This window comes from Streptomyces sp. TRM64462, from assembly GCF_013362995.1.
Classification (GTDB): Bacteria; Actinomycetota; Actinomycetes; order Streptomycetales; family Streptomycetaceae; genus Streptomyces.
The window spans coordinates 1-9984 of sequence record NZ_JABWDV010000254.1 but is presented as its reverse complement, the minus strand read 5'-3'; the positions used below and the strand labels follow the sequence as shown (position 1 = coordinate 9984).

The 9984-nt window shown below is 69.8% G+C and carries 12 protein-coding genes, 1 tRNA gene and 1 riboswitch; of the genes, 6 read left to right on the top strand and 7 right to left on the bottom strand.

What is annotated here, in order from left to right; all coding sequences use genetic code 11:
- Positions 1-143: 143 nt before the first annotated feature.
- Entirely contained in the window at positions 144-746 is a 603-nt protein-coding gene (gene rdgB / locus HTZ82_RS11870; protein WP_175409308.1) for an RdgB/HAM1 family non-canonical purine NTP pyrophosphatase, read from the top strand.
- A gap of 46 nt (positions 747-792) precedes the next feature.
- Here rdgB and HTZ82_RS11865 read toward each other — a convergent pair.
- From HTZ82_RS11865 to bcp, 3 genes are all read right to left on the bottom strand, one after another.
- Positions 793-868 (bottom strand) — tRNA-Leu (locus tag HTZ82_RS11865).
- 840 nt (positions 869-1708) lie between these two features.
- Positions 1709-2338, bottom strand: coding sequence for an HNH endonuclease (locus tag HTZ82_RS11860; protein ID WP_175409307.1), 630 nt, complete (start codon positions 2336-2338; stop codon positions 1709-1711).
- Positions 2339-2494: 156 nt separating this feature from the next.
- Positions 2495-2962, bottom strand: a complete 468-nt coding sequence (bcp, locus tag HTZ82_RS11855; RefSeq protein WP_175409306.1) for a thioredoxin-dependent thiol peroxidase — start codon at positions 2960-2962, stop codon at positions 2495-2497.
- Between the two features lie 146 nt (positions 2963-3108).
- Between bcp and HTZ82_RS11850 the strand changes: the two genes are divergently transcribed.
- The 3 genes from HTZ82_RS11850 to HTZ82_RS11840 all read left to right on the top strand — a co-directional run bounded on the left by HTZ82_RS11850 (position 3109) and on the right by HTZ82_RS11840 (position 4241).
- On the top strand, positions 3109-3429 hold the full coding sequence (locus tag HTZ82_RS11850) for a DUF3618 domain-containing protein (protein WP_175409309.1): 321 nt from the start codon (positions 3109-3111) through the stop codon (positions 3427-3429).
- 49 nt (positions 3430-3478) lie between these two features.
- Positions 3479-3817, top strand: coding sequence for a co-chaperone GroES (locus tag HTZ82_RS11845; RefSeq protein WP_010474424.1), 339 nt, complete (start codon positions 3479-3481; stop codon positions 3815-3817).
- A riboswitch (guanidine-III (ykkC-III) riboswitch) is annotated at positions 3813-3884 on the top strand. Its footprint overlaps the gene before it by 5 nt.
- A gap of 36 nt (positions 3885-3920) precedes the next feature.
- Entirely contained in the window at positions 3921-4241 is a 321-nt protein-coding gene (locus HTZ82_RS11840) for a multidrug efflux SMR transporter (protein WP_175409305.1), read from the top strand.
- Between the two features lie 31 nt (positions 4242-4272).
- Here the strand turns inward: HTZ82_RS11840 and HTZ82_RS11835 are convergent, their stop codons facing one another.
- From HTZ82_RS11835 to HTZ82_RS11825, 3 genes are all read right to left on the bottom strand, one after another.
- The gene (locus tag HTZ82_RS11835; RefSeq protein WP_175409304.1) at positions 4273-4659 is read right to left on the bottom strand and encodes a hypothetical protein; all 387 of its coding nucleotides are present in this window, start codon (positions 4657-4659) and stop codon (positions 4273-4275) included.
- Positions 4660-4760: 101 nt separating this feature from the next.
- The gene (gene rph, locus HTZ82_RS11830) at positions 4761-5492 is read right to left on the bottom strand and encodes a ribonuclease PH (protein ID WP_175409303.1); all 732 of its coding nucleotides are present in this window, start codon (positions 5490-5492) and stop codon (positions 4761-4763) included.
- 159 nt (positions 5493-5651) lie between these two features.
- Entirely contained in the window at positions 5652-5885 is a 234-nt protein-coding gene (locus tag HTZ82_RS11825) for a glucose PTS transporter subunit EIIB (RefSeq protein WP_175409302.1), read from the bottom strand.
- A gap of 207 nt (positions 5886-6092) precedes the next feature.
- Between HTZ82_RS11825 and HTZ82_RS11820 the strand changes: the two genes are divergently transcribed.
- Together HTZ82_RS11820 and HTZ82_RS11815 are read left to right on the top strand one after the other, a co-directional pair.
- A complete protein-coding gene (locus HTZ82_RS11820) occupies positions 6093-7373 on the top strand; it encodes a PTS transporter subunit EIIC (RefSeq protein WP_175409301.1) in 1281 nt (426 codons plus the stop codon).
- Positions 7374-7543: 170 nt separating this feature from the next.
- Positions 7544-8812, top strand: coding sequence for a PTS transporter subunit EIIC (locus tag HTZ82_RS11815; RefSeq protein ID WP_175409300.1), 1269 nt, complete (start codon positions 7544-7546; stop codon positions 8810-8812).
- A 103-nt stretch (positions 8813-8915) separates the two neighbouring features.
- Here HTZ82_RS11815 and HTZ82_RS11810 read toward each other — a convergent pair whose 3' ends face one another.
- Complete coding sequence (locus HTZ82_RS11810; protein ID WP_175409299.1) at positions 8916-9668, bottom strand: MBL fold metallo-hydrolase; 753 nt, start codon at positions 9666-9668, stop codon at positions 8916-8918.
- Positions 9669-9984 lie beyond the last annotated feature (316 nt).

Below are 9984 nucleotides of genomic sequence, written 5' to 3'. Positions count from 1 at the left end.
GGCGCTCGTCCTCAAACTCCCCCAAGCTCTTCGAGCAGGGGGTACCCCCAGACGGGCTGAAATCAGCCCCTCCGGCGCTTGAGGAGCGGGGGTCCGGGGGGGGCAGCGCCCCCGGGGCCGCCGCCCCCGCGATACTGGACCGCATGACCCGCCTGATCCTCGCCACGCGCAACGCCAAGAAGGTCACCGAACTCCGCGCCATCCTCGCGGAGGCCGGCCTCCCCCACGAGCTGGTGGGCGCCGACGCCTACCCCGACGTCCCGGACGTCAAGGAGACCGGCGTCACCTTCGCCGAGAACGCCCTGCTCAAGGCGCACGCCCTGGCACGCGCCACCGGTCGCCCGGCCGTCGCCGACGACTCGGGCCTCTGCGTCGACGTACTCGGCGGCGCCCCCGGCATCTTCTCGGCCCGCTGGGCCGGCACCCACGGCGACGACCGGGCCAACCTCGACCTGCTCCTCGCGCAGCTCTCCGACATCGACGACGCCCACCGCGGCGCCCACTTCGCCTGCGCCGCCGCCCTCGCGCTCCCCGACGGCACCGAGCGCGTCGTCGAGGGCAGGCTCCGCGGCACGCTGCGCCACACCCCGTCCGGCAGCGGCGGCTTCGGGTACGACCCGATCCTCCAGCCCGAGGGCGACACCCGCACCTGCGCCGAACTCACCCCGGACGAGAAGAACGCCATCAGCCACCGCGGCCAGGCCTTCCGCGCCCTGGTCCCGGTCATCCGCGAACTGCTCGGCTGACACATGGCGACGGGCGCGGCACTATGAGCGCCGCGCCCGTCGTCCATGGGCCCGGTGGGACTCGAACCCACGACACACCGGACCTAAACCGGCGCCCTCTTGGCCAGCTGGGGTACGGACCCGCGAGCCCCTACTGTACCGGGGCCGATCGACCGGCATAGGTGGACGTCTGACTGTGACAGGACGGACACAGGTAGCGGAGGTTCTTCCGGCGATTGTCAGTCGATCCCCGTTGACGTGGTCGATCTCCAGGACCAGCCGCCTGCCCTGCCACACCTCACCAGTCCCGCACTCGGCGCAGACGTGAGGTACACCGAGTTCGTCCAGCGCCCGCCTCAGCAGGACGGTCTTGGCGCGCGGCGAACCGGGCTCAAGCCTTCTCAGGATCTCGGCGGCCGGCTTCCGGGTCGGCGAGGCGGTGCCCCGACGGTGCCCTTGTCCGGTGAAATGCGCGGTGGAGATGCCGTGTGCTTCCAGGCTGCGCTTCACGCGCGCCCGTTCGGCGCCACTGTCCTGAAGCCCGAGAGACCTCAGGGCACCCGCCAGGCTTGTCGACCTGGCGATGACGAAAGCAAGCGGTTCACGAGGCAGAATCCCTGGCCCGTGCCTGCGGCCACTCGTGAAGTGTGAGGTGTCGATGCCGAACTGGTCGAGCTTCTTCCTGATGTGGTGGTAAGGGCTGTCGCGCGGCGGGTAGCCCATGTACTCCAGCATTTCTCGGATGCTGTGTGAGTGGGCGGCTGCCTCTTCGAGGCGCTCCTTCGCATAGCTGCGCTTCTCCCTGGCCGGGAGCGGTTCCTCGACGAAGTGGGATGTATCGATTCCGTAGTGCGCCAGCCTGCCCCGTAGGTATCTCAGCGGCCCGCTTCCAAAAGGCGCACCCAGGCGGCGCATGAGATCCACGAGGCTGGATGACGCGGCAGCGGTCCTGGTCAGCAGATCCCGGGTGTACCTGGGTGTGCTCATGCTACCGGGGCCGTCCGCCTACGGCCCCGGTACGTGTCAGTGACGGCATGACAGTTGGGGCACAGCAGCCGGAGGTTCTCCGGGCGGTTGTCCCACCAGTCCCCGTTGACGTGGTCGACTTCGAGCCGAAGTGGTTTGCCGTTCCACTCGGGGCCCGTACCGCACATCGTGCAGCGTTCCGGTATGCCGGTCCGGAGCAGTTCGCGTCGGAGCCGCTCTCCGGGCACTCTGCCCGCCTCTGGTGCCCGGAGAGCCATGAGAGGTCCTCGGGAGCCCTTGCGGACACCCCGCCGTGTCGGCGAGAAGTGCGACGTGTCGATGCCGAGCGCCGTGATCCGACGGCTTATGTGGGTGTTGTTGCCGCCCACCGGGCTGAGGCCGAGGCGGCGCACGACCTCCTGGACACTGGTCGAGAGAGCGACCACCTCGCGCAGTGTCTCCTGCGTGTGGCGGGCCCACCGTGTGGGGAAGTGGGAGACGTCCGCCCCTGCCTCCGCCATCTTCTTGCGCAGATAGCGTCTGCTGCCCACCGTCGGTGTCCCGCCGCACCAGCGCACCGCGTCGTCCCAGTTCTTCGTCTCCCGCGCCGCCTCGATGAGCAACTCCCGGGTGTACCTGACCGGCATCGTGCGTCCCCTCCGTTCTCGGCCGCGCGTTCGCGACATCGTACGGAGCAACGAACCGAATATCGGACAGTTACGTCTGATAAACGGAACGGCCCGTACCGCTCGGGTGCGGTGCGGGCCGTTCGGGAAGGTGGCGCGGTTGGGGTGGAGTCGGAGTCAGATGCCCAGATCCTTGATGATCTTCGCGACATGGCCGGTCGCCTTCACGTTGTAGAGCGCGCGCTCGACCTTGCCGTTCTCGTCCACGATCACCGTCGAGCGGATCACGCCCGTCACCGTCTTGCCGTACAGCTTCTTCTCGCCGAAGGCGCCGTACGCCTCCAGGACCTTCTTCTCCGGGTCGCCGACCAGCGTGACCTTCAGGTCCTCCTTCTCGCGGAACTTCGCGAGCTTCTCCGGCTTGTCCGGGGACACGCCGATCACGTCGTAGCCCGCGTCCGCCAGCAGCGCCAGGTTGTCCGTGAAGTCGCACGCCTGCTTGGTGCAGCCCGGGGTCAGCGCCGCAGGGTAGAAGTAGACGATGACCTTGCGGCCCTGGTGGTCCGCGAGCGAGATCTCGTTGCCGTCCGCGTCGGGCAGGGTGAAGGCGGGGGCGGTGTCGCCGGGCTGCAGTCGCTCGCTCATGACTCTCGGTCTCCTCGACGGGGGGTAAGGCTCGGTACCCGACCGAGCCTAATGGGGGTCTGTGACAGCCCCGTCCCGTACGAGCTGACAAACTGTCCATGACGCACCCCACGGATCCCACGACCACCACCCACGGAGGCAGCGCGGTGTCGGACGACAGGACCCCCGCACAGATCGAGGCGGACATCGTCCGCCGGCGCGAGCAGCTCGCCCTCACGCTCGACGAGATCGGCGTACGGATGCACCCGAAGACGATCATCGGTGACGCGAAGGCGAAGGTGGCGTCCACGGTCGACGAGACGGCAGGCCGGGCCTTCGTCACCGTGAACCGGGTCGTGACCGACGTGAAGGCGCGCTTCGTGACGGACGACGGCTCCCCGCGCCTGGAGCGCGTGCTGCCGGTCGCGCTCGTCGCCGTCGGCGTGATCGGCCTGATCGCCGTGTCGTCGCGCAAGCGCAAGGGCTGACCCGGCCCTCGCGCGCACTCGGGCGGTCCACGCCAGGTAAGTTCATGGGGTGAGCGAGAACACCCACGACAAGTTGCCCATCCGGATGCTGCACGACCGGGTGCTGGTCCGGTCCGACGTTCCCGAGGGCGAGCGGCGCTCCGGAGGCGGCATTCTCATCCCGGCGACCGCCGCCGTAGGCCGCAGGCTGGCCTGGGCCGAGGTGGTCGCCGTCGGCCAGAACGTACGGACCGTGGAGCCCGGCGACCGGGTGCTGTACGACCCCGAGGACCGCGCCGAGGTCGAGGTGCGGGGCGTCGCGTACGTCCTGATGCGCGAGCGCGACCTGCACGCCGTCGCCGCCGACCGCTTCGAGGGCTCCGAGGACTCCACGGGCCTCTACCTCTGAGTTTGCTACGGTTGTACGAACCCGACGAGACGCGCCGTACCGGGACATAAGGCAAAGACGACGCACCGCTGAAGTCCTCTCGTCCCGAAGGGTGCGTGTCGTCATGGCCTGGGTCCTGCTCATCGCCGCCGGTCTGCTGGAGATCGGCTGGTCGATCGGAATGAAGTTCACCGACGGATTCACCCGCCTCTGGCCCAGTCTGCTGACGGGCCTCGGCATCGTCGCCAGCATGGCCCTGCTGGCCCAGGCCACCAAGACCCTGCCGATCGGCACGGCGTACGGCGTGTGGGTCGGTATCGGTGCCGCCGGTGCGGCGGTCGTCGGGATGCTGGTGCTCGGTGAGCCCGCGACCGCCGCCCGGATCTTCTTCGTCTGCCTGCTGCTGGTGGCCGTGGTCGGCCTGAAGGCCACGTCCGGCCATTAGGCCGTTCCGAGGGCGCCCCCGGCGGGGTGGGTCAGGACGTGCAGACCTTGCCCACCTCTGCGGCCGCGTCGGTGACGGGCGTGATGTCGGGGGTGGCGTCGCCGTTCTTGACGGCGGTGCGGACCTCGTCGACGCCCTTCGAGAGGTCGTCGACGGCCTTCGACAGGTCGGCGTCGCCGGTCTTGTCCTTGAGCGTGGCCAGCTCCTTGTCGATGTCCGCCAGGGACTCCTCGATCTGGGTCGGGTCGCCCGCGTTGCCGACGGCCTGGGTGAGCCGGTCGACGCTGGTGGCGATGGCGTCGGCGGTCTGGACGCAGTCCAGCGCCTTGTCCAGGGCGCCGCAGCCGGTGAGCGTGAGGACGGCGGCGAGTGCGGTGCCCGCGGCGACGGCGGCGGCGGTGGTGCGGTGGCGACGCATGGGTGGGTCCTCCCCTGGTGGTGACGGGTGCACGGGCGTACGGGACGTCCCGTACGCCCGCCCGTGCTGGATGAGACGCCCGGCCGTGGCGGCCGGGTTGCTCAGAGGGTCTGGCCGAGGGCCTCGTTCTGGAGCGCGGCGAGGTCGGCGCAGCCGCCGGTGGCCAGGTCCAGGAGCGCGTTGAGCTCCTTGCGGTCGAACGGCTCGCCCTCGGCGGTGCCCTGGACCTCGACGAAGCGGCCGTCGCCGGTGCAGACGACGTTCATGTCGGTCTCGGCGCGGACGTCCTCCTCGTAGCAGAGGTCGAGGAGCGGGGTGCCGTCGACGATGCCGACGGAGACGGCGGCGACGGTGCCGGTGAGCGGCTTGCGTCCGGCCTTGACGAGCTTGTTCTTCTGCGCCCAGGCGACGGCGTCGGCGAGCGCGACGTACGCGCCGGTGATGGCGGTGGTGCGGGTGCCGCCGTCGGCCTGGAGGACGTCGCAGTCGAGGACGATGGTGTTCTCGCCGAGCGCCTTGTAGTCAATGACGGCGCGCAGCGAGCGGCCGATGAGGCGGGAGATCTCGTGCGTACGGCCGCCGATCTTGCCGCGTACGGACTCGCGGTCGCCGCGGGTGTTGGTGGAGCGGGGCAGCATCGAGTACTCGGCGGTGACCCAGCCCTCGCCGCTCCCCTTGCGCCAGCGCGGAACGCCCTCGGTGACCGAGGCGGTGCAGAAGACCCTGGTGTCGCCGCAGGAGATGAGCACGGACCCCTCGGCGTGCTTGCTCCAGCCGCGCTGAATGGTCACCGGGCGGAGCTGTTCGGGCGTACGGCCGTCGATTCGCGTCATGGGACAGAGCCTAGGCGGTGGACGGACGGTCCTGCTCCGGGCGGGGGTCTCCGTACGACGGGGCAAGACCGGGGGCCATGACGAAGCCCGTCCCGGGCCGGCGGTGCGGCGGGCGGGGCGGGCCTCGTCAGGGGTGCTGCCTGCGCGAGCGGCGGCAGGTCACATCATGTCTTCGATCTCGGCGGCGATGGGGTCGGCGTCGGTGCCGATCACGACCTGGATCGCCGAGCCCATCTTGACGACGCCGTGGGCTCCGGCGGCCTTCAGGGCGGCCTCGTCGACCAGGGCCGGGTCGCTGACCTCGGTGCGCAGGCGGGTGATGCAGCCCTCGACCTCTTCGATGTTGTCGATCCCACCGAGCCCGGCGACGATCTTCTCAGCCTTGGTGGCCATGTCTTTCTCCCTGTTTTTCAAAGAGCGCGGTCTCGGCGCGGCCTTGGGTCCGCAGTCCGCGATGTCACGGTAACTCACGGTTGGCCCATCTACGCGGGCGAGCTGCCGTCCCGTCATCGAGCATGACGATCACCGGCACCCTGCCGCGGCCGGGGCTCCGGAGCCTATCGCAACTGGTCTACACCAGTCTTGTTCGGGAGGACGCGGATGAGCAACGACCGTAACGACCGTACGGACAGCGCGGCCGCCCGGCGGAAGTCGCCGTGGAGCGGGCTCCTCCAGGGGCTGCAGAAGGTGGGGCGCAGCCTCCAGCTCCCGGTGGCCGTGCTGCCCGCGGCCGGTCTGCTCGTCAGCCTGGGCAATCTGTTCTCCGCGTACCTGGGCGGCACCTTCTGGGACAAGACGTCGAGCGTGCTGCTCAAGGGCGGTACGGCGATCCTCGACGGGTCGTTCGGGCTGCCGCTGCTGTTCTGCATCGGGGTGGCGATCGGGTTCGCGAAGAAAGCCGACGGGTCGACGGCTCTGGCGGCCGTGGTGGGCTTCCTCGTCTACTTCAACGTGCTGGAGGCGTTCCCGAGGGAGGGGACGGTCACGCCCGACGTGCCGGAAGGCGTGCCGCAGAACCCCGGTGTGCTGGGCGGCATCCTCATCGGGCTGCTCACCGCGGTGGTGTGGCAGCGCTACCACCGTACGAAGCTCGTGGACTGGCTCGGCTTCTTCAACGGGCGGCGGCTCGTGCCGATCCAGATGGCGTTCCTGTGCGTGGTGATCGGCGTCGCCTTCGGGCTGCTGTGGGAGCCGGTCGGTGACGCGCTGGAGGCGTTCGCGCGGCAGCTCATCGGGCTCGGCGCGTGGGGCGCGGGGATCTTCGGCATCGCGAACCGGCTGCTCATCCCGGTCGGCATGCACCAGTTCATCAACACGTTCTTCTGGTTCCAGGCGGGTCAGTTCACCCAGCCGGACGGGACCGTGGTGCAGGGCGACCTGACGCGGTTCTTCGCGGAGGACCCGACGGCGGGGCAGTTCATGTCGGGCTTCTTCCCGATCATGATGTTCGGCCTGCCGGCCGCGGCCCTGGCCATCGCGCACACCGCGCGCCCGGAGCGGCGGCACGAGGTGGCGGGCCTGATGGTGTCGGTGGCGCTGACGTCGTTCGTCACGGGGGTCACCGAGCCGATCGAGTTCTCGTTCATGTTCGCGGCGCCGCTGCTGTACGGGCTGCACGCGCTGCTGACCGGGGTCTCGATGGCGGTGACGTGGGCGCTCGGGGTGCACGCGGGGTTCAGCTTCTCGGCGGGCCTGATCGACTACGTCGTGAACTGGCACCTGGGCACGAAACCCTGGCTGATCATCCCGATCGGGCTCGGCTTCGCGGTCGTGTACTACCTCGTCTTCCGCTTCGCGATCACGCTCTTCAAGCTGCCGACGCCGGGGCGTGAGCCGGAGGAGATCGAGGAGGCCATGGAGCGGGACATCACCAAGCCGTAGCGGACGCGTCACAAATCTGCAGGTTCCTTATCTAACCCCGACCGTGCTACAACAGGTCTACACCACTAATGGTGTAGACCACGCGGCCCTGTCCCCCGTGCCGCGTTCCCCCGAGACGCCGCCGTCCCCATCTTTCTGCCTGGGCGGCGCCTGCCCCATGGAGGAAGTTGATGTCCACGGCCAGCGCCGCCCCCGCGGCGGAGCAGAAGAAGAAGGGCGCGGGCGTGATGGCGGTCATGCAGCGCATCGGCCGCAGCCTGATGCTGCCGGTCGCCGTGCTGCCCGCGGCCGCGCTGCTGACGCGTTTCGGTCAGGACGACATGCTCGGCAGGGAGTCGCTCCCGGCCTTCGTCAACAAGATCGCAGAGTACATGGCCGCGGGCGGCCTCGCGCTGCTGAACAACATGGCGCTGCTGTTCGCCGTCGGCATCGCGATCGGCTTCGCCAAGAAGTCGGACGGCTCCACCGCCCTCGCCGCCGTGGTCGGCTACCTGGTCTTCAAGAACGTCCTCGGCACGTTCACGGACAGCAGCCTGCCGCAGGTGGAAGCCATCGTCGACGGCAAGATCGTCATGGTGGACCAGGCCGTCGACGCCAAGGTGCTCGGCGGCGTCGTCATGGGCATCATCGTCGCCCTGCTCTACCAGCGCTTCTACCGTACGAAGCTGCCCGACTGGGCGGGCTTCTTCGGCGGCCGCCGGCTCGTCCCGATCCTGTCGGCCTTCGCCGGTCTGCTCGCCGGCATCGTGTTCGGCCTGATCTGGCCGTGGCTCGGCGCGGGCCTGCACTGGTTCGGTGAGAGCCTCGTCAACTCCGGCGCCGTCGGCGCGGGCATCTTCGGTGTCGCCAACCGCGCGCTCATCCCGGTCGGCATGCACCACCTCCTGAACTCCTTCCCGTGGCTCCAGGCCGGTGAGTTCGACGGCAAGACCGGCGACATCGCCCGCTTCCTCGCCGGCGACCCGACCGCCGGGCAGTTCATGACCGGCTTCTTCCCGATCATGATGTTCGCCCTCCCGGCGGCCTGCCTCGCCATCGTCCACTGCGCCCGCCCCGAGCGCCGCAAGGTCGTCGGCGGCATGATGCTGTCGCTCGCGCTGACCTCGTTCGTCACCGGTGTGACCGAGCCGATCGAGTTCACGTTCATGTTCATCGCCCCGGTCCTGTACGCGGTCCACGCCGTGCTGACCGGTGTGTCCATGGCGCTGACCTGGGCGCTCGGCATGAAGGACGGCTTCGGCTTCTCGGCCGGCGCGATCGACTTCCTGCTGAACCTGGGCATCGCGACCAACCCGTGGGGCCTGGCCCTGGTGGGCCTCTGCTTCGCGGCGGTCTACTACGCGGTGTTCCGCTTCGCGATCGTCAAGTTCAACCTGCCGACGCCGGGCCGCGAGTCCGACGAGGAGCTGGCGGAGCTGGAGAAGGCGGAGGCCAAGTAGGCCGTACGCACACGGCCGTACGCGACCGGCCGTACGCACCTGTGGGTGGGCCCCGGGACCTGGTTCGCATCCAGGTCCCGGGGCCCACCCGTGTCCGCTGCCGCTACAGCTCGTACACCGCGCCCGGCCTCGCCAGCTCCGCCGGTCCTTCGTACACCGCGCGGGCGTCGGCGAGGTTGCGGTCGCCGTCCGTCCACGGCGGGATGTGCGTCAGGACCAGGCGCCTCACCCCGGCCCGCGCCGCGTGGGCACCGGCCTCGCGGCCGTTGAGGTGCAGCTCCGGGATGTCCTCCTTGCCGTGCGTGAAGGACGCCTCGCACAGGAACAGGTCCGCGCCGGCCGCCAGCTCGTCCAGGGCGTCGCACACGCCCGTGTCGCCGGAGTACGTGAGGGTCCTGCCGCCGTGCTCGATCCGGATGCCGTACGCCTCGACCGGGTGGCACACCCGCTCGGTCCGCACCTGGAAGGGGCCGATGTCGAACGAGCCCGACTTGAGCGTGCGGAAGTCGAACACCTCGCTCATGGAGGTGGGGGACGGCGTGTCCGCGTACGCCGTGGTCAGCCGCTGCTCGGCGCCGTCGGGCGCGTACACGGGGATCGCGCCGCAGCGGCCGCCCTCGTGGCGGTAGTAGCGCGCGACGAAGTACCCGCACATGTCGATGCAGTGATCGGCGTGCAGATGGCTGAGGAAGATCGCGTCGAGGTCGTAGAGACCGCAGTGGCGCTGCAGCTCGCCCAGGGCGCCGTTGCCCATGTCGAGGAGCAGCCGGAAGCCGTCGGCCTCGACGAGGTAGCTCGAACAGGCCGATTCCGCGGACGGGAACGACCCGGAGCAGCCGACGACGGTGAGCTTCATGGAGCGTGAACCTCCGTGGACGGGAGCGGGGGGAGCGCTGACGGGGGGAGGTCGTGCGGTGCGTCGAGCGTAAGGCGCGGTGGGGCGGGGCGCTCCTTCGTGGCGGCCCGTTGTGGGGGAACTCACCCGAGCTGTCACCGGTTCGGATGGACGTGTGAGGGGGCTGTGCGCGGGCCGTGCGGACGGGTGCGTACGGAGGAGGGCGGCCGGGCGGGGTGGGGTGCGGGCCGGTAACGTCCGGGGTATGGACACGTCCTGGTGGCTGGCGCTCGGCGCCGTGGTGGTGATCGCGCTGGTCGCTGCGGTGGCCGACGGG